General features: G+C 34.4%; 20 protein-coding genes and 3 pseudogenes. 7 read left to right on the plus strand and 16 right to left on the minus strand.

What is annotated here, in order from left to right; genetic code table 11:
• Both ACFELZ_RS00315 and ACFELZ_RS00320 read left to right on the plus strand, forming a co-directional pair.
• On the plus strand, positions 1–1,041 hold the full coding sequence (locus ACFELZ_RS00315; RefSeq protein ID WP_375316253.1) for a hypothetical protein: 1,041 nt from the start codon (positions 1–3) through the stop codon (positions 1,039–1,041).
• Positions 1,025–1,420, plus strand: a complete 396-nt coding sequence (locus tag ACFELZ_RS00320; protein WP_264735675.1) for a cytochrome c-type biogenesis protein CcmH — start codon at positions 1,025–1,027, stop codon at positions 1,418–1,420. The genes ACFELZ_RS00315 and ACFELZ_RS00320 overlap by 17 nt, the downstream gene beginning before the upstream one ends.
• Before the next feature lie 307 nt (positions 1,421–1,727).
• On the opposite strand, the pseudogene ACFELZ_RS00325 reads toward ACFELZ_RS00320, so the two are convergent.
• Positions 1,728–2,078 (minus strand): annotated as a pseudogene (locus ACFELZ_RS00325) (transposase); the annotation flags it as partial.
• A gap of 53 nt (positions 2,079–2,131) precedes the next feature.
• Between ACFELZ_RS00325 and ACFELZ_RS00330 the strand changes: the two are divergent.
• Genes ACFELZ_RS00330 through ACFELZ_RS00340 form a run of 3 tightly spaced genes read left to right on the plus strand, consistent with a single transcriptional unit; the run spans position 2,132 to position 2,787 of the window.
• Positions 2,132–2,329 carry a transposase gene (locus tag ACFELZ_RS00330; RefSeq protein ID WP_375315805.1) on the plus strand — a complete coding sequence of 66 codons (198 nt, stop codon included), beginning with the start codon at positions 2,132–2,134 and terminating at the stop codon, positions 2,327–2,329.
• A 3-nt stretch (positions 2,330–2,332) separates the two neighbouring features.
• Positions 2,333–2,497 (plus strand): hypothetical protein, encoded by a 165-nt coding sequence (locus tag ACFELZ_RS00335; RefSeq protein ID WP_375315781.1) that lies wholly within the window; start codon positions 2,333–2,335, stop codon positions 2,495–2,497.
• A 17-nt stretch (positions 2,498–2,514) separates the two neighbouring features.
• Positions 2,515–2,787 carry a hypothetical protein gene (locus ACFELZ_RS00340; protein WP_375316726.1) on the plus strand — a complete coding sequence of 91 codons (273 nt, stop codon included), beginning with the start codon at positions 2,515–2,517 and terminating at the stop codon, positions 2,785–2,787.
• Here the strand turns inward: ACFELZ_RS00340 and ACFELZ_RS00345 are convergent.
• The 4 genes and pseudogenes from ACFELZ_RS00345 to ACFELZ_RS00360 all read right to left on the minus strand — a co-directional run bounded on the left by ACFELZ_RS00345 (position 2,784) and on the right by ACFELZ_RS00360 (position 8,209).
• Positions 2,784–4,022 (minus strand): annotated as a pseudogene (locus ACFELZ_RS00345) (IS256 family transposase). The gene ACFELZ_RS00340 and the pseudogene ACFELZ_RS00345 sit on opposite strands and share 4 nt — an antisense overlap.
• Positions 4,023–4,040: 18 nt before the next feature.
• A complete protein-coding gene (locus tag ACFELZ_RS00350) occupies positions 4,041–5,498 on the minus strand; it encodes a hypothetical protein (protein ID WP_375316254.1) in 1,458 nt (485 codons plus the stop codon).
• Positions 5,498–7,918 (minus strand): hypothetical protein, encoded by a 2,421-nt coding sequence (locus ACFELZ_RS00355; RefSeq protein WP_375315961.1) that lies wholly within the window; start codon positions 7,916–7,918, stop codon positions 5,498–5,500. Before ACFELZ_RS00355 ends, ACFELZ_RS00350 begins: the two co-directional genes overlap by 1 nt.
• 207 nt (positions 7,919–8,125) lie before the next feature.
• Positions 8,126–8,209 (minus strand): hypothetical protein, encoded by an 84-nt coding sequence (locus ACFELZ_RS00360; protein WP_353286141.1) that lies wholly within the window; start codon positions 8,207–8,209, stop codon positions 8,126–8,128.
• Between the two features lie 218 nt (positions 8,210–8,427).
• On the opposite strand from ACFELZ_RS00360, the gene ACFELZ_RS00365 reads away from it, so the two are divergent.
• Positions 8,428–8,883 (plus strand): Hsp20/alpha crystallin family protein, encoded by a 456-nt coding sequence (locus ACFELZ_RS00365; protein ID WP_375315962.1) that lies wholly within the window; start codon positions 8,428–8,430, stop codon positions 8,881–8,883.
• A 352-nt stretch (positions 8,884–9,235) separates the two neighbouring features.
• Positions 9,236–11,431: a hypothetical protein gene (locus ACFELZ_RS00370; RefSeq protein ID WP_375315987.1), complete on the plus strand. Its 2,196-nt coding sequence runs from the start codon at positions 9,236–9,238 to the stop codon at positions 11,429–11,431.
• Here the strand turns inward: ACFELZ_RS00370 and ACFELZ_RS00375 are convergent.
• From ACFELZ_RS00375 to ACFELZ_RS00425, 11 genes and pseudogenes are all read right to left on the minus strand, one after another.
• Entirely contained in the window at positions 11,417–12,799 is a 1,383-nt protein-coding gene (locus tag ACFELZ_RS00375; protein WP_375315988.1) for a hypothetical protein, read from the minus strand. The genes ACFELZ_RS00370 and ACFELZ_RS00375 overlap by 15 nt on opposite strands.
• A 29-nt stretch (positions 12,800–12,828) precedes the next feature.
• A pseudogene (locus tag ACFELZ_RS00380) lies at positions 12,829–14,343 on the minus strand (recombinase family protein).
• 2 nt (positions 14,344–14,345) lie between these two features.
• A complete protein-coding gene (locus ACFELZ_RS00385) occupies positions 14,346–14,777 on the minus strand; it encodes a DUF2924 domain-containing protein (protein ID WP_265027449.1) in 432 nt (143 codons plus the stop codon).
• A 4-nt stretch (positions 14,778–14,781) separates the two neighbouring features.
• Positions 14,782–15,279 (minus strand): ankyrin repeat domain-containing protein, encoded by a 498-nt coding sequence (locus tag ACFELZ_RS00390; protein ID WP_341814253.1) that lies wholly within the window; start codon positions 15,277–15,279, stop codon positions 14,782–14,784.
• A 37-nt stretch (positions 15,280–15,316) separates the two neighbouring features.
• Positions 15,317–16,042: an ankyrin repeat domain-containing protein gene (locus ACFELZ_RS00395; RefSeq protein WP_375315989.1), complete on the minus strand. Its 726-nt coding sequence runs from the start codon at positions 16,040–16,042 to the stop codon at positions 15,317–15,319.
• 193 nt (positions 16,043–16,235) lie between these two features.
• Positions 16,236–17,396 carry a phage tail protein gene (locus ACFELZ_RS00400; RefSeq protein WP_341814251.1) on the minus strand — a complete coding sequence of 387 codons (1,161 nt, stop codon included), beginning with the start codon at positions 17,394–17,396 and terminating at the stop codon, positions 16,236–16,238.
• The gene (locus ACFELZ_RS00405) at positions 17,396–18,187 is read right to left on the minus strand and encodes a baseplate J/gp47 family protein (protein WP_375315990.1); all 792 of its coding nucleotides are present in this window, start codon (positions 18,185–18,187) and stop codon (positions 17,396–17,398) included. Before ACFELZ_RS00405 ends, ACFELZ_RS00400 begins: the two co-directional genes overlap by 1 nt.
• 2 nt (positions 18,188–18,189) lie before the next feature.
• Positions 18,190–18,525: a GPW/gp25 family protein gene (locus tag ACFELZ_RS00410; protein ID WP_375315991.1), complete on the minus strand. Its 336-nt coding sequence runs from the start codon at positions 18,523–18,525 to the stop codon at positions 18,190–18,192.
• A 2-nt stretch (positions 18,526–18,527) separates the two neighbouring features.
• Complete coding sequence (locus ACFELZ_RS00415) at positions 18,528–18,782, minus strand: PAAR domain-containing protein (protein ID WP_047759655.1); 255 nt, start codon at positions 18,780–18,782, stop codon at positions 18,528–18,530.
• The gene (locus ACFELZ_RS00420) at positions 18,779–19,243 is read right to left on the minus strand and encodes a phage baseplate assembly protein V (protein ID WP_264328558.1); all 465 of its coding nucleotides are present in this window, start codon (positions 19,241–19,243) and stop codon (positions 18,779–18,781) included. Before ACFELZ_RS00420 ends, ACFELZ_RS00415 begins: the two co-directional genes overlap by 4 nt.
• Positions 19,230–19,712 carry a hypothetical protein gene (locus tag ACFELZ_RS00425; protein ID WP_065095515.1) on the minus strand — a complete coding sequence of 161 codons (483 nt, stop codon included), beginning with the start codon at positions 19,710–19,712 and terminating at the stop codon, positions 19,230–19,232. Before ACFELZ_RS00425 ends, ACFELZ_RS00420 begins: the two co-directional genes overlap by 14 nt.
• Positions 19,713–19,715: the final 3 nt, after the last annotated feature.

Here is a 19,715-nt window from a genome sequence, read left to right on the forward strand (position 1 = left end):
ATGCGTAAGATTTTTATCTATATTATCATCTCTTTACTTTTGTTTATTCCTGTAGCGTATAGTGGTTTTTGGTATTTTTCTGCATGTAAGGTAAAAAATCTTTTAGCTGAAGCAATACTATACATTAACGACGAAAAGTTTGATATTTCACATGATTTCAGTGGACTTCCTTCTAACCTAATTTTCCGTGTGACAAACCCAAAATTTTCCAATAAGCAATTAACCATCTCATCTGATGCTTTATTGATAAAAAATAGATTGTTTGATAAATCAGTATATATCTACATACCAAGCAATGAAGTCAACATTGTTGTTCATGGTGATGAGAAAAAGAATATAAAATGCCACACAAACGATAGCAGCCACTTTGTTGTTAGACTAAATGATTTACCATCTTCATTGCGATTCAACAGAAATAGTACCGTGATAGACTATATAGATACACTTCGTTACGCAGATTATGGATTAAAATGTGATGTTTCAGAAAATCAGCAAAGTGTTATAACTGAAGTGAATGATAAAAGCAATTACATTCAATTTCACCTCGATAAAGAACCAAGTGGAAATACTAAACTAGGATTTGATTTTTATATTTATCGGTATAAAAATACTGCAAGTCCTGAAAGTTACCTTAGTATCGACACTAAATTTGATTACAAATTTGTAAACCACATCTCAGCTTCCAGAGTTAATTTCAACATAGAGAAATTTTTAATTCAAAGTAATAATTTTTCTCTTGCTGCAGATGGTGGAATGCAAAATTATAATTTGGTTACGTCTTCATTTAAAGACAAAATCAACGTGGCTATATCAAATTATAAAGAATTAATCTCGTTTATGATTGGTGACTCAAAAACTTCAGATGCGTTTGAAAAATTAATGTCTTCCTTATCAGAAAAAACAACTGATGACAGCGTTCAATTTTCAATAAAGTACGATGATGATGTAGGGTCAAGCTTTATTGGAAAGTTATCCACCACTGATTTTATGAACCAACTCAGTAAAATAACCCAATTAACCAAGGATGAGAGCAGTAGTTAGTTTACTTTTCATATTGATATTTCACTCAGGCGTAAACGCTTTTACTCTGGATAATAAACTCAGAGATAAAAGCATGGAAAAACGAGCAACCAGTTTATTTGAAATAATAAGGTGTCCAATATGTTCTGGCGAATCATTGTCTGAATCTGGATCTCAGATTGCGTATGATATGCGAGAAGCAATTCGTAAAAAAATCAATGATGGATACACAGATGAAGAGATAATCTCAGAGTTAAAAAATTCTTACGGCAATTCAATTATAACTACCCCACCTAGCACTTACATTTTGTGGTTTATTCCACTCACAACTCTGCTTATTGGGTGTTTTTTAATACGAAAGTATATCAGTATGTCCAGTATATTTAAACCTTTTATGTAATGTAACCGTTCACAGATTTCCACTTAATTCTTCAATCTCACTAATAGAAAGATGCCGTCTTGTAAGTCAACAAGAAAATTATAAAAATTGAATCTTAAGCTGTATTGTAAAGTCAAAAAACACTTCCTATTCATATTCTGTGTAGTGGTATATAGATTATAGTTAATGTATATGTTGATGAGTAAATTTCTGTTGTTTTGTATATATGAAATTAATTTACTTATCAACATATACACTAACCAACTACATTAAATAAATTTCTATAAGATACCATTTTACATAAGATAGAAAGGAAGCATTTTTGATTCTAAAGTACTAAACCGTCCTCCAACATCTTTGCTCTGTAGTTTTTGATATGGTTAGGATTAAAAGCACTTTTAGATTTTAGAATACCGAAAATAATATGGAGTAGCTTACGCATCGCAGCACCAACAATAGCCATATTATGCTTACCTCTCTCCTTTAGTCTTTGGCAAAAGCTAATAATGATAGGATTTTGATTCTTCGCTACTACGGCTGGAAAGAAAAGCGCCTTGCGTAATGTTTGTGAACCGGATTTACTTAACCTGGGCTTAGCGCATATAGATGAACCTGACGTTATATTTCGTGGTATAGTTCCAGCATATGCTGCCAATTGTCTGGCATCTCTAAGAGCCTGTCTTCAAACTAAGTAGAAAGGAGTTAAGAAGTGTGTTATAAGATATATTTTAAATGTACCCAAGCGATATAAGTGACAAAGAATGGAAGATAATAGAGCTATATTTTGAACCTAAAAAGACCGGCAGACCAAGAAAACATAGTATTAGAACAATTATTAACGCAATCCGCTATATGATGAGAACAGGATGTCAATGGAGACAACTGCCTAAAGATTTTCCACCATGGAAAACAGTGTATAGTTGTAATTAGCGATTGAAAAAAAGTGGAATATGGCAAGAGATTCATGATTTTCTAGTTAAAAAAGTAAGAGAGATAATTGGTAAGAATGAAACTCCATCAGTGGGAATAATAGATAGCCAATCAGTAAAAACTACTCAAAAAGGGGATCCAGAGGATATGATGCTGGCAAGAAAGTAAAGGGTAGAAAGCGCCACATCGTTGTAGATACTGTAGGTCTTGTAATTGCTGCTGAAGTACAAAGTGCAAGCATTCAGGATCGTGATGGTGCACTAAATCTTTTTGTTCAAGCCAAATGCAAAGCTCCAACATTACATAAGTTTTTTGCTGATCAAGGATACACAGGTAAATTGCAAAACCTCTGCTTATTGGAAACTGGATGTTTATTGACGATTACCAAGAAAATAGTTGATACAGGATTTCAGGTTATTCGGGAATGTTCAAAAAAGTGTGTCAAACCGCATTTTTAGTTCAACTCAATTTTCAATCTATCTGGAAAGAAAATATCAAGTTGAGACATAGTTAAAGCCCAATTAGGCAGAGCCATAGTCCATTTTTGCTCTACCTTCTTTATAGCACAATATACCTGTTTATACAAGGCATTTGTGCTGGTAAATGAGCCCTTGGTTTTAGTGAATTTTCTGATCTGTCTGTGCAGCCCCTCAATTGGATTTGTGGTGTAAATTAGCCTTCTAACTGGGCTAGAATACTTGAAATAACCAGATAAATTTTCCCAATTGTTCTGCCACGATTTTATAACTAAAGGATACTTTTCTCCCCATTTTTCTTCCAGCTCAAGTAAGTAATTTTCAGCAATTTCTTTACTTGTAGCACGATATATTTTTTTCAAATCATTCATGAAAACTTTCACATCTTTGCTGGATACATATTTTAGTGAATTTCTTATCTGATGCACTATACATAGCTGTACTTCTGCTTTAGGAAACGCACTATTTATAGCTGCAGGAAAGCTTTTTAGCCCATCTACACATGCAATCAGAATATCTTCTACTCCTCTTTCTTTGAGGTCATTTAGCACTCCCAACCAAAAGTTAGCTCCTTCACTTTCAGCCAAATAAAAGCCCAGGACTTCTTTTCTGCCATTTTGGTCTATGCCCAATATATTGTACATACATTTACTTACGCAATGTCCATTCTCTTTGACCTTAAAGAACATCCCATCCATAAATACTATCGGGTATACTGATTGCAGTGGACGACTACGCCATTCATTGATTATAGGCAGTAATTTGTCGGTAATACTTTATATCTCTGCCGCCGATATTTTGTGATCATAAATTTCCTCAACGTGTGACGCTATATCTCTATAGCTCATACCACTGGCAAATGTGCTCAAAATCTTCGTTTCAAGCTCTGGATGTAAGCTTGTTTGCCTTTTTTTGACTATTTGCGGCTCAAAACTTCCTTCTCTATCCCTTGGCGTCAAAAGTTCAAATGAACCGGCACTTGTCCGTAAAGTCTTTCCATTTCTCCCATTTCTTCGATTATTCTCTTCACTTTCAGCTAATAAGTGGTTTTCTATTTCACCTTCCAAACTTGCCTCCAGCAGCTTTTTTATAAATGGTGTTAATGCTCCCTCCCTTCCTGTCAACGGTCTTCCTTCTCGTATAGACGACAGGATATTTGTTTCCAACTCTTTATAATCTACCAATCCGTTAGTTCTGTTTACTACTTTCTGACTCATTGTCAAACCTCCATTTTTTTATATCAATTTATTACTTTTTTTTCGGTTTGACACACTTTTTTGAACATTCCCCTGTAAGCGATTTACCCATTCTTTATAATATTCTTCTACGTATTTGTTATAATTGCCATCAAAAATTTTTCGTGTACCTTCTATTTCAGCGCTTAATAGCTTAATATCGCTATACTCTGCGCCTTTTATACTTAATAATTTCTTGCGAAGCGATGCTACAGATGCTTTTGCGTCATTTAAGTATCTATTTCTTGCCACCATCAAAAATCCTTCTTCCTGGTAAGCTAAGAGACTTAACTCAAACAAAGCAGACATTCCATCTATGGACGATACTTTTACTACTCCAGATACATTCTTTTCATCATTACTTAATGTACTTAACGGTATGCGATTATACATCCTATACAATAAATAACACTCCTTATTAAGAATAAACGTCTCATCCTGCATGATGTATGAATGTATATTCTTCAGAGCTTTTTTAGTCTGGTTAATTATTTTTTGCATTTCTTCATCTTTAACTTTTCCCTTGTCTGAATGGTACGTTAATGATAACTTCGTCAATTGTTTAATAAGACTTTCAAAATATTTGTTATGTTCCTCTTCACTCTTTGTTTTATTTCTCACTCCACCCAAGCTTTTATCAAGATACAATAGCATCCACTTTGTTTGCAATAAATCAAGTGCCTGACCTAAACTCATTTCTTTATTATCAACTCTGTATATTGTCTTGACTAATTTATCAATTCTACTTGTCTCTTCCAATCTATTTTCTTCCCTATATGTTTCTTGTACAGTTTCAGGTACTTCTGTTAGTGCTAATTTTTTCTTAGATAGCAAAATTTTTTGTTTTTTCCACTCATTCCATATACCAGACCCTAATACCATTTTCCCTCCAAGTTTATAATAATTATAAAGGTAACTTAGCCTTGCAACATAAAATTGATGCAACACAACATTAGTGAACAAAGAATAGATTAAACGTGAAGCAATCGAGTAATCATTGTAGTTCACTGCTCTATTTATTTGTTCTTCAGTGATCGTAATATCCTTTATCTGTTTACCCCACGGCCACCACCAATACTGCGGTATTCTCTCTAGTGCTTTCAGCAATTCAACGCAATCCCCTTGGCTCACCACCCCGGCCTTTCTCCTTGTCATTTGATAATCAACAGCAAGTGTTGTTATAATCCCTAGCACTATTATGCTAGAAGTTATTGCCACAGCAAGGTTTACCCTGCGTGTTGATATAAATGAAACAAGCCCAGCCGAAAAAGCAACTATAGGAGTGAAAAAAACTCCAACTTTTATATAGTCATAGCCTGTATGATAATAGCTTATCCCATATAACTCATCAAGTAAGGTTGGACCAAACTCCCACCCAAATAATCGATACTTTCTACGACTAGATAAGAACTCAACAACATTTTTTTGCCACTCAGGTAAATTAGATGCATACTTCATCAATTTCTCCCCATTCCTGCATTTACACCTTGACTTATATTGACATCACTTAGTGAAGTACCCTGATTTGAGAAACTTCTTACACTTGCTTCGATTATCTCATCACTTACTCTTCCCTCTTTTATTATTTTCTCCCTATTAACTTTTATCTCTTCTATTATTGCATCAATTACCTCTTCTGGAGACCTTATCCTACAACCTATAGCTGCTTTTACAATTTTGTCCTCACTTTCTTCATCTATTGCACTTTGTAGTTCTTCATCAAATCTTGCTAACTTTTTCACACAACTCTTCATTACTTTGTTCTCTAAATCTTTTTGCTCCAATGCTTGCTTGAGCTGTTCTGCCCTTTGAGCTTCCTGTTTTACCATTTGCTCCGCCTGTTTTTTCCCCTCTTCTGCTGCACGTGCTTTACTCCTTTCTTCCAGATTTTTAAAAGCTCTTATCCTTTGATCAGTGATTTTTATAAAATTGTCTAACTTTTGCTCATTAGGTGTATCTTTCCAGATATATTTCTCTTTTTCGCTTTTTGTACGACTCAAGACACGGAATATATCTCTCCATCTCTTATCAGTAACAATTTTATATAGCTCATAAACATCACTATTTTTCTCATGTTTCATTCTTTCTCTAGCATCTTCAATATACTCTTTCATCATTCCTTCATTTCCAACTGCAATAGAGTGTGTAGCCTTACATAAAAACTCTCTAATCTTTTCATCTATAATCTTACCCTCCTCAGTTGAACTTGGAGTATGTCCTACAAAAAGACCCTTAGTAAAATCGTAGAAAGTATACCACAAAGATGGAATGCCCAAGAACCCTCTTACTCGGTTCAATCCTCCTACTTCCACCAATTTTTCCACCTCATCCATAAACTTGCTTACTTTACCTATCATTTCCTTATATCTTTCATTACCTTCTAAAATAATGTTATTCTTACAACTTTGAGTGTAACTACCATCCTTGTTGGGGAGAAATGATACCAAACTTACATCTACATCTATATCTGGAAAGTGCCTTTCGAAGTTGAATAGTAAATTATGTACATCAATCATTATTGTATGAAAAGACCTCTTCATTAATCTCTCCACGTTTCTGTTCACATTTGGATCTGTACATTTGTATGAAAATAGAGGAGCAGAATTAACGATTAGCACACTAATTACATCAAAATTAGGATTAGACTTTTTAAGTGCTCTATTTAAGAAATTTTCAAACTTTTCATAGTCTACCGCATTAACTTTCCCTAGAATTTTATCAGCTACTATTTTGATATTACCATTCTCCATTTCTATATCGTGATACAGTAAATTAGATCTCTTTCCACTCGCACCATCGAGATAGTTATATAGAAATGCTCCATACATATCCCTTACAAACTTCTTGTCGATAAATTTACCATCATTCATTCTTTCTACTACTTGACTCTCTATCTTATTTCGTGTTGCAACCAGCCTGTCGCTTAAGTCTTGTTTTTCTTTTGCTATACTTTCAATCTTATGAATAAATCTTTCTATTTCTTCCAGATTATTTTTTACACAAGCTGAGGAATTAACGTTATCATACACACTTTCTTGTAACTTCAGCAATGGAGCAGGAATATACCTAAGTACAGTTACAATACCACTTGCAATAGCTCCCAAGGGTAAAAGCGTACCTCTAACTCTTACATTATTTGGAACAGTACCTAAAGCTTGATCAAGCAACTGACCATTTTCACCACTAACAGCATTTTCCACTCCATGCACTACCTTACCTAAGTAATATGAAACCCTAGTACTAATATCACTTTCCCCCCAAATTTCACTTTCAATTTGATTACTAACCTCACTAATGACACCATCAATTTCCTTGGTTAAACTTAATCTTTCTGCTGACGATATTGTACTTATTTGTTGAATTGCACAATTCAGGTCATCTAATTGATCAATAGTATCTCCTTGTGTGTTACTATTCTTTAATAGATTATCAGGTACATAAAATGAACGATAGTCGACCTCTTTGTTCGATTCCTCTACTATACTATTCCTGCACTCTATTGCTGCATCTCGTATAGCAACCAGCAAATCTCTTACAAAATGTCTACTCTTTTTTATCTGTTGATTACCTCCTTGGTTTAAACCTTGCGTGTTTTGTTCATCTTTACTCTCTAGTAGTTTCTGCTGCTTCTCTAGTAAATCTTTCTGCCCCTCAAGAACCTTCACTTGCTTGCCAATAATACTCAAGAACAGCTTAGAATTGACAATTCTTTCCATGTTTAATACTTTAGATGTAACAATGCCATGTACTAACCAATACTGCCAAAGTTGACAATACTTTGGTCCCAAAAGAACCTGCACTAGTTCGGCATCATCAGCATCTATTGCTGCATTAACCTGTTCCTCAAACGATTTATACTTCTCAAAGAAACCTGGCATATCATCCCCTTAACTATCAATTAGGCATACCTTAGTTATCATTAAGTCACAAGTCAATATCTTTTTTTACATAAAATTCTAACACTTTGAGTAAAATTTGATACTCACTAAAAACTTCTAAACCACACCTGCATAACTTAAACTTCTCTATTGTTGCCTATCTTGAAATATTAAGGCGAAGGTTACTTTGGCAGAAATTCAATTCCACTAACGAAACTTATTCATTAGTAGTATAACGAGGCTTATTATAAAGCTTATCAAAATTGAAGTAGTGATCGGAAAATAAAACACCTTTTTCAATATAGATATCGCCTGCTATGCCAAGTTTTTGTATTAGAGGATAAACAAGACCTATCCCTGTAATCAGAAAACCAAGTATTACTAAAAAGCGTGACATCAATTTAGTTTTAGAAAATATTGTCCACGTTTATTTTAACTACATCACACAGTATTGAAACTAGTGAATAGAATGATTACATAATGCATGAGTAATGATAAGGAGGTATAACATGAGTAATCTAGTTCATTCAAATAAAAACAATAATCGCGATAATTTTAGCTTAAGAGGTCTGCAAAAAGCTGTTGACGACATGTTCAATAGCTTCTTTATGGGAACTAACCCTGGACTTCTCAGAAGAGATGGCAGTGTATTGCCAGCTTGTGACTTGTATGAAACAGAGCAAAACTATCGCCTATCTTTAGAATTGCCAGGTATCCCTAAAGAAAATGTAGATATTAGTACATCTGGCGATAATCTCATAGTGAAAGGTGAAAAGAAATGCGAAAAAGAGTCAGAAGATAAGCAATATTACCATCGTGAGAGGTATCATGGTTCTTTCTATAGGTCTTTTCAACTTCCAGCTAATGTAGACCAAGATAAAATATCTGCTAATTTCTCAGACGGAGTATTACATATAAGTGTACCTAAGTCGGAAAAACATGTTAAGAAAATTGATGTAAAGTAACCAATAGCAGGCTTCCAGCTTGGAGGCTTGCTGTTTTAATCACTATATACAGACATTGATGACATCATTATGTAATACTGAAATTCATTATTGGGAAGACAAGTAGAACGTTCGATAAATTAGCTTAAACCTTCGTTTATAGATAGAAAGCGCTCTTTTTTATTTGTCTCATTATCATTGAAAATTGGTATAACATTGTAAGTTTAGAAGTATCTGTATAAATTCAAATCAAGGTGTATATCGAGACACCTATAGTTATGTTTTACATTCTTGAGAAAAATTAAATAATTTACTTGATTAAATTACTATTTAGTGCTAAACTGGACTAAGCTTATCTATATTAAGGATAAACATGACAAGAGGTAAAATTATTGGTGTTGCAAATCAGCAAGTAGATATTCACTCTTTTCCTGAGAAAGATCAGAATGAAGTTCACTACAGTCCTAACACAATAACCAAATTAGAGTTTAAACTTACGCAACGTCTACTCAGTAAGGTAAAAGCAAACGAAAGTAATAAAGATGCAAATTCTGGTAAACAAGCTTATAAAGACCTACCTAGAATGAGTTTTATGATTAACGATAAACCTATAGATAGTCGTTTTGTTACACAATTATACGATGAACTCAATCAAAATGATAAACGTCAGGTTGCAAAACATGTTTTTATAAAAATGTTTGAACATGCCGGAGCAGAAGTGCCAAACGGTCATATACTGGAAGAATTAATTACTCATTGTAATCAAGCAGGATATGAGTTTGCAATGTATGAACAGATGCATTCGATATTTGCCAATTATAATTTGATACCAATAGTTTCTGAAAAAACAATACATATTTGTGATAGTAATGCAGATTCTGTAAACATTGAGTACCGTAAGATTACATGTGTAGCAGAGTTGAATAATCCAGAGAAAGAAATATGTAGGTCAAATAGCTCACTGAAATTCACACTTAAATTTCAAAGTGATCGAGTAGACTATGAAAATGGCAAAGTAATACTTACTATTCCTGAACAATTAAGCAACTACAAAGCAAACGACAACAGCCTACTTGACGATATTAATAAACATTTCAAAGATGCTGATAATGCAGTTGTTGAGTCCCTCATTGCAAATATTGGTGAAGGTCCTCAGTCGTTCATTGCAGATCAAGAAGATTTAAATAATGATGAAGAATCATCACTTGTTATTATTCCTGAAAATCCAACTCTCGACCTAAAGAGTGTAGTAGAATCGGTAAAAGGAGCAATAAATGCTAAAAATGTTGATGCTTTGAGTAATTGTGTAGATGTTATTCAGGATAATGTTATTTCTGTATCGCCTCAAAAAGGTTTGAAAGTAGTAGAAAAAATATTAGAAATGGTAGGTAACTTTACTAAAGAACAAGATAAGGCGTGGGGTACTTATCCTGCTACTCCTATTATAGGGTTTATATATTCTACCAGTCAGTACTGTTATGGTTATATCTCTCAAGAAGATTATAAAAAAGCTAAAAGCCTTGAGGACATTTTGTGTAAGATTCGGTCTGACCTAATAGAAAGAATGAACAATAACTACAATAAAGGATCACCTATCATAAATGTTGAAGGTGCTTCGTTGGCTGTAACAAATGACGCTGCATCTCCAGGCCAAACAATCAATGAAGCAAGTGATGTACGATTACAAAGCCCAGAATTTAAGAGTCAACAGATAAAAGAAGATGTCTTTACAGGAAAGGAAGGGAATGATATACTAAACGGTATGGGCTTTCTAGCAGAGCAGTCTATTAGTAATAGTTATGAGGAGGGTAAAGCGCTTAGCGGAAGGCAAAACACTGAGGTAGAGAACACTAGCGACACACGAGATAAAGCTTCTGGTCAAAAGAAAAATAAAGAGCAAAATCAAACTTTTAATACTGAAGCAAGACCGGTAACTAGCAGTATTTTCGTACACAAAAGTAATAACAACGAAAAAGAGCTTGATTTAACAAGTGTTACAGCATTAAACACTAGCATGGAACCAGAGGATTTGTTACTATCATCTACCTATTACCTTAGCTTCAGCAATGAGCTTACAAATAAAAATGTTACTAATAATGAACATTCTATGGTAAGTACAACAAATAGTGAGGAAGATTCTATATTCAAAAATAATAGCAGTCTGCAAAATGGGCAACCTAAAACTTCAGGACAAGAGAACGTGACTCAGAGCAATCAGCACATACAAGCTTCTACTGGTCAAGAAGACTCTAAACAGGTGAATAATGTTCAGGATAACAGCAAAAAGCCTAGTGAAATAGACAAAAGTAATCCGGTTCTACAAAATGCGCAAAGCAGTAAGTTGCCTATTATAGTTTCTTCTGCATTCGCAATAGCTGGAGTCATTTCTGGGTTAGCTATTGCATTCTACTTGGAAAAGTTAACATTAGGAATAACAGTTGGACTGGTTTGTTGTCTCGTTGCTTTCGCAATTATATACTGCTGCAATAGGCCTACAAATTCACTTGAGACAAGCAATGTTCAACAATGCCATGGAAATACTCAAAATACTATATCATGTTATATTTGATCCAAAGAAAACTGAGGCCTGTTCCACACCTTTCACTTTCTCAAATTTGGTATTTGGCTTATACAGTGCAAAACCTATACACGCTAATCCAACAATCCCGCCAATTACGGCTATTACATGCATTTTCATAATATAGGATGCAACACTACCCACCAATAATACTACTCCAGCACTGCCAGCCAGGATTGCTCGTTTTTGCTGTATTGCTTTTGTTGATGGATTTTCTTCTTTGCCTCCAGCATCACTATTAAAACATTTTCTAAAAGGAAAGCTACCAGAAATATTGCGTCCTTGCACAGCATTTTCTATTGAGGAGTTTTGGGCTTTTTTGGTGTTTTCAAATGTCAGTTGAAAGTCTTTGTTATCTTCATTGTCTAATAATGACCTATCTACTTTTATCAGTCTTCTTGTTGACATCGCTTTTTCTTCAGCATGTTCTATCATTGTTAGATTAACATTACCTATATATTCGTCGTCTAATAATACTGGATCTAATGGTATTAGTCTTTGTGTTGACACCATTTTTTCTTTACGAAGAGGAACCTCGGTTTCAGCTCTCTCCTTGTTTTCAAATGTTAGGTGAAAATCTTTGTTATTTTTATTAATATCCTCATATGATTGAGTGCCAGTTTCTGTAACTTTTTGCTCTTTGAAATCAAAATTATTTCTATAATCATCAACAACTTCCCCAATATCTTCTTGCATATCACAAGCCCTTGATTCTTCTATAGCAGTTTCTTTTGAGAAATTTTTACTTCCTTCGCTACTTTCACATGGTTCAGTTTCAGTTAATATACCTACAGCAGCAGTACCTTGGTTTATTGTAATTAGATCCGGTACTTTTTCATTATTCTTATCTTCAGCTATAATAGTTCCATTGTTAGGAGTTTTTCCTCTTGGTGTTAAAGTTTTTCTGTGTACTGCACCATTTTCACATACAACAGTACTGTAAGTTCTGTTTATTGGCTCTCCATGATCACCTAAATGCTCTGAAACAATTCTCTTACCAGAAATCTTTTCAAAAAGTTTGTATTCCTCAGCTCTTTTAATAACATATTCCAAAGTTGCATTGTGACTATAAAGTAAAGCTTGCTGTAATAGCGTAAGTCTTTCTTTTCTACCTTTACATTTGCGAACTATTTCTACCATTAAAATCTCCTCTATTTTATCAAGTTTTTTGAGTTCTTTGACAACACTTGCATCTTTCTCTATTTTCTTTGCCAAATTAAGAATTTTTTTGTCTTTACTTGTTAATTTACCCTCATTACATGCTAACTCATAGGTTATATTTTTCCTGTTTTCGGTATTTTTGAACTGTAGCATTATATTTCTTCCTCTATAATATTTACTTCTATATACTTTTTTCATTAATAACTTATTAATTTCTCAATCAAGCACTACCCATAAAATTTCTCCAATTGCTCACTCCATAACATTGGTATTTCCCTTAAATCAGCTAATCTTAAACCTCTCGGTTGTCTCCCATTTACTATGTCTTCTTTTATCTTTGGAGCTAAATAATTTAACCTTAAAATTTGTTGTATACGTCTTGTACCTATATTAATTTTAACGCTCAGCTCTTTCACACTTCCATATTTCCCTTCCTCTAGTTGACGTTTCCACAGATGGGCTCTTACCACTGCTTTCAGTAGTGCATTGTTTGTTTTACCTTCTGGTTCTACTACCGTGCATTTATTTCCTTTCTTTTTTAAACTCATTGGTATCAATTTTTCCTCTGACTCAGAACAGACATCTATTCCATCCTCTCTCATCCATACTGTCTTTATTAATTTCTTCACCACTTCTTTCTGTTTTCCAAAACTTAAATTTTTCCACTCTTCCGCTTTTTCTTCCAAATTTTCATATAGGCGTTCTGCTCTCTTCATCACTTCTTTTTCTACTTCTCCCGCTACTACTGTTCGGTTCACTGATCCACAATCTTTTCCTCTTAAATGGTTATTGCATATATAATATCGATACCTCTTATTCTCCTTTTTCGCATACGTCAGTGTCATATTCACATCACAGCTCTTGCACTTGATTATTCCCTTTAGTAGTGCCTCTTCATATTTTTTCCCTTGATACGGTTGATTCTTTATTAATTCTTGCGCTTTTTGCCATTTTTTTTCTTCTATTATTGCTTCATGTTTTCCCTCATATTGCTTCTCATAATGCCGTATTTTTCCCATATATATTGGATTTGTTATTATTCTCCTTACCGTTGCTTTTTTAAAGATTTCTCCTCCGTATACTTTTCCCGATTTTGCTTCAAACCTCTTCTTTCGTTACCCCTCGCTATTTAACTCTCTTGCCAATTCTGCCATTGATTTTATCTCCATATACCTTGCAAATATATGTTTCACCGTCTTTGCCTCTTTTTCATTTATTATTAATTCCTTTTCTTTTACATCATACCCTAGCGGTAAAGTTCCTCCCATCCATAATCCTTGCTCTTTTGATGTTGCTATCTTGTTTTTTACTCTCTCTACTATCATTTCTCTTTCTAGTTGTGCCGCCCCTGATAACACTGTTTGCACAAACTTTCCCATTGGCGTATTATTGTCAAATATCTGCGTTACTGCTACAAAATTTACTCTGTGCCTTCTAAAAAATGATGTCACTTCTATACTATCTTTTGTTTCCCTTGATAGTCTGTCTAATGTATATACTACCACACAATCTACTTCTCCTGCCTTTACGTCTTCAAACAACTCCTTTATCGCTGGTCTATTTAAATTACTCCCTGAAAAGCCTCCATCATCGTACCTTTTGGCCAATACTACCCAGCCTTCTCGGCTTTTTATATACTTCTCACATGCTACTCGCTGCGCATCAAGACTATTAAACTTTTGTTCTAGCCCATCCTCATTTGATTTTCTCGTATATATCGCGCACCTTACCTCTTTTAACATTCTCAACTTCCACTTTTATCACGCATTCCAAACAATAAAGGTCCGTTGTAACTCATTCCCATTATTTTCCCTGCTACTGCTGACAATGACGTATAAAACTCTTCTCTGTAGATTAAACCCCTATCTGTTACCATTACCGCATGCATCTCTTCTCCTCTTTCTAATATTAGCTCTGTTCCTGCTACCGGAAGTTTGTCACTACTTATTCTTTTTCCCTTCTCTAGCCGATCTGCCAGATACTCTAGTCTTTTTGCTCCTTTTCTTGATATTTCTCCATACTCCTCCTCTTGCAACCTATATGCTAATCTTGGTACCAGATATTTCTTTGAGTATCTAGGCGCTTCTTTCTCATATACCTTTTTCCATATTTTCCTCAGCTCTTCTAATGATTCTTTCTCTAAATCCTTTACCTTTTTTTCTATTTCTTCCTCCATATTTTTAGCCTCTCGTAGATGGTTTTCCCCTTCGCTTTTCAAATAACTTTTCAATTCTGTCTGTTTCTTTCTTTAATACCTCAGTTACTTCTTTACTGTTTTTTGCATAATCCATCGCTTTCAGCCCAAACTTATCCTCTTTCTCTATTTCTCCTCCTGCTTCCACTAGCTCTTCCACTATCTCTTTTTCACCAATCATACATCCTAGGTGTAATGGCGTATTCTTACTCCCATATTCCTCAGCATTAACATTTGCTCCTGATCTTATTAGCTCTTTTACATTTTCTAGATTCTGGGCTGTTACTGCCAAGTGCAATGGTGTATACCCTCCTACATCTACTGCATTCACATTCGCTCCTTTTTCAGCTAATAACCTCACTGTTTTTGCATCTACTGCATAATGTAGAACTGTTCTTCCATTTTCGTCTCTTTCATAAACACTTTTAAATGAGTTCTCTAATAGAGATTTATTAAATGCCTCTTTCTTACCAAGCTTTATCATAATCTACCCCACCTTTCTTTAAAATTAAGTCCCTTTTTTAAGCTTTCCTTCTCACCACCTCATCAATCATTTCGTTCACTTTGCACATTATCTTGCTTGCTAAATTTTTACACTCTTCCCTTATTAGCGCCTTATCTCTCTTTCTTATTTCTTTTATCTCTATTATTTTTAACTCTGGTAAATAGCTTCTATCTAACATATATGCTATTTCTTCCACTAAATTCTCTATTTCATAGCATGTCACTTTTCTACTTTTTGTTATTCCACCTTGTTCTCTCAAAAATTTACTTGCCTTTTCATTCTCCCCATTATCCCATAGGCAATACCTTTCACTCTCCCATATATAATACATTGGTGTTGCACCATATTTATCCAGTTGATTAATGGCAGCTCCTGCTTTTACTAGCTCTTTTATTATTGCAACTCCTGCTCCTATTTTGCATGCAGAGTGCAGTGGCGTACATCCACTGACATATTGAGTGGCATTTACTTCTGCTCCTCCCCTTATCAGCAATTTTACATTTTCTAAGCTTTTCGCAAATACTGCACAGTGTAGTGGCGTATAACCCTTTTTATCTCTTGCATTGATCTCCCCTCCTTTTTTTATTAATAACTTCACTGTTTTGTGATCGGAGATTTCTACTGCTTGATGCAATATCGTCTCTCCTTCTTCATTTTTTTTATTAATGTTTTTAAACCCGTTACTTGATACTTCTTTAAAAAACTTACTAAAAGCTTCTCTCTTTTCCTTGCTAAACTTCATTGTGTACCTCACTATAAAAACATACATAAAATGGCCAATTTGGCTCATTCTAGCGTAAAGTAAACTTCTTATGTTTACCCACTACTATTCTAGTTATGCCTGTTTTGATATCAAAAAGCAACTTCTTTTTTTTCAAAAAACACACATTTTTACCGAATGTTAATGTAATATATGAAGATATAAATATAAGTACTTAGCGTATTAAACATATGACCTGTTTTTCTTCCCAACTTCTATTCAAATGTCGATGTTCGTGCCAAGTTAAGACACCTCCGTACAATACTAAAATGTAACTTTCTAATTTATGTATTGAATCCTTTTGCTCTGAATTTAAATCGCTTTCAAAATGAACATTGTGTTCTGCTAAACCAAATCTTATAACTTTCTGGTTGGTAAAATCTTCTACCTTGTAGTGGTGAGTAACGCTAAACCTTTCTAAAATTGGCTTGTATTTTAAATTCCACAGTTGTTCGGATAGTTTATCACTTCCTAGTAAAAATTTACTTCCTTTCTCTTCTGCACTCGTAACCGGAAAACATGCGTTTATTTCTCCTAAACTCCAACTGTCCGATAATACTATCTGCGCCTTTGCAAACTTAATTGCTGGTAATAAGCTCTGTGGTAGCGGATATAACGTTTTTAAATTATTCCACTGATGACTTCTTTCATAAATACCGTTACAATTCTTTGTGTTAGGCTCGGTTTCTCCAAGTACTGCTACATCTAATCGATATATGTCATTACTAAATGTTTGTTCATAATGCTCTCTTAAATAGTTGTCTACAATCTCTACTAACGGACCTCTAGAACTGAAAAAATTTACTCTTCCAAACGATAACACTGGCCCATTTTTTTCAACTTTTATACCAGAGTAGTCTGATAACAAACTTCCAAATAAACTTTCATCTAAAATAAACCTATCAACGTTGTAGTGGTCATTAAAAATCCTCATTAGCCGCGATCTTGCTGGTAGTGATAGTTTTGCAAGTTCTACTACTGCATCTACAAAAAAGTCATTTGGAACATCTTTTATTCCTATTTGCAGTTCAAAAAAATGTTTACCAGGTGGTTCTTCGATAATTGTAATATCTTCTATATTTGCCCATTTTAGTGCTATCTTAAGTGATGCAGGCGTTCCACGTAGCCTTTGAAATTTTACTCCTTCTATTACAGCTTTTCTTTTATCCCTTACCCAACGTAGAATTTCCCCCAATTCATATTCCTCAATCAACCACGGCAATTTTTCTTCTTCTAATCTAAATTTAAACCCTCTAATACAGCTTGGATCAACCTTATAATCTGTTGCATCTGCCAATGCTTGTTCTTGCTTTGTTGCATTTGGTGGCAATAACATTAATTCAACTCAATCTTTAAATTTCTCAAATTTGCACATTCATTTCCCAGAACCACAACATCCTCTTTTGGTTCTATTAATTCTACGTTTTCTACACCATCTACAAATAGATTCGCTATTATCCATGATCTTGTAATGTTCCATCCCAACCTTTTGTTTGCTTCAAACTTCTTGATGAACTGTTCCTTAATTTCCTCCTTTGATATTACAGAACTTATGCTCATTCTGCTGTGGATATCTATTTCCGTAATATTGCAACTAATTACTGTTATCGTATCTGTTAAAACCCTTATATCATCTCTCGTAACCTGCTTTTTTACAATTTCAAGTAGTTCTTCTGATGCTGTTGATAACTCCGTGGATAAAATTGAGATCTCTACACTTCCTGGCACTTTTGACTCAACCAGCGCATCCTTTACTCTTCTATCTGCTGACAGTGCATGATACCTATAATACTCCTTGCTCCCACATGTGCTCCAACCCATTATCTTTGCTTTAATTCTTTTTCTAAATCGTTCATCCTCTTCTTCTTTCTGCCTCTCCACTCCATAAAACTCAGCTAAATTATCAAGATCTTCTCCCGTTGCAAATTTTAGTAAATTACTCTTTACTGATTCATTTATTCTTTGTCTTAGTAACAATTCCCTCCATGCTGCTACTTCTAATACCTTCATCGCTGGGTCACTTTCTACTAATGCTGTAAAACTTGCATCACACTTCACTAACTCTTCCTTCATCCGAGAAAAAATCTCTTCAAAGTTCAGTGGTTCGATAATATTTGGCTGCTGCATTTTTAAACAACTACTCCATTAATATTTATGAACTTACCTTCTGAAAGATAGACACCTTCTAAATTCAATGTTACTCTCCCTTCTTTTACTCCTTCAACTTTTACTTTTTCTAACTTAAATCTCTTTTCCCATTTTTCCAAAGCTTCTGCAGTTGCTGCATAGATTTCCAAAGTTAAATCTCTATTTATTGGCTTATCCACTAACTCAAATAATCTCGACCCATAATCCCTTCTCATGATCCTACTGTTAATAGGGGTGGTTAATATATCAATTATTGATTGTTTTAAGTGTTCCAAACCTTCTAATGCCTTACCTGTTTTAGCATCCATTCCCTTCATTTCTATTTTGCAAAGACGCTTTCACTGCCTTTTATTACTTTAAACCCACATGAAACTATATCTCCTACTCTTCCTACACTAAGACCATTTGCAAATACTGTTTTTGATCCTTCAGTTAATGCTCTTCCTTCACTAAAACTGTCTCCTTGTCTACATATTGACTTACCGTTTACAAAAACATTATTACTGCCGCTAATGCAGAAATGTGGTATAGCTTCTCCACAGTAGTCTCCTAACCTTACTATTCCTTTGTTCAATTTAAGTCAATCCTTTCTGCTTTCAGTTTTATTCCACTTTTTGTCATTTCTATACTTGATTTCCCAGCCTTCAGTGTTATTTTGTCCACTACTTCAATCTCTAAATGATGCTTCCCTTTATCATATAACAATCTTGTTCCATCTTGAAATTTTATACTATTTATTTCTTTTTTATTCTCTGGTGCAGGGTATTTTTCCTGATATATTCCTCCTAATACCACTCCTAATGATAGTTCACCAAAAGGAGAAAATATCATAACCTGTTCACCGATATCTGGTGGAGACCAATCTCTGTCTTTTCCTGCTTTGCTCGTTACCCATGGCAGATAATCTGTTAAAAATTCTCCTATTTTCACTCTTACTTTTGCTTTTTCATAATCTATTTCTTTAATAATTCCGATACGAATAATATTCGCTACTTTTCTCTGTAACTCTGCAATGGCAAAATTATTTTCCAACATGCATTTCTCCCACTGCTATTTTATGTGGCTTAATTTTCCCCTCTAACCAGACTGATTCTCCAAAATGCAGATAGTGAACCCATTCAACCAACCACACTAAATATGCATCGAGCTCTGGCCTAAAATCATCTCCTCCTCCTGATATAAATTCTCCTGGTGAAACATTTTTCACGTTCCAAGTATTTTTATTTACTACTCTTGCTACTTCTGCTGCTAATGACCTTACAACTAACGAGGAATACTCGACTGTTCCATCAACTACAATTCTCGCTTCAAATCTTGCTTTCAGCGCTAATTCCTCTGTTCCAGGATCTTTTCCCGATTCTAAACTCACAAGCTCTACAAATAACGCTGGCGCTAATAATTCTTTCCTTATTGCTGGATAAATTTCACATGTCTGTATAGACGGTATTTCTTCCTTCAGTGTGCTGCAAATTGCTTGATGTAAATCTTTCCAGAACTTTGTCATGCA

It is taken from the genome of Wolbachia endosymbiont (group A) of Colletes cunicularius (assembly GCF_964264715.1).
Taxonomy (GTDB): Bacteria; Pseudomonadota; Alphaproteobacteria; order Rickettsiales; family Anaplasmataceae; genus Wolbachia.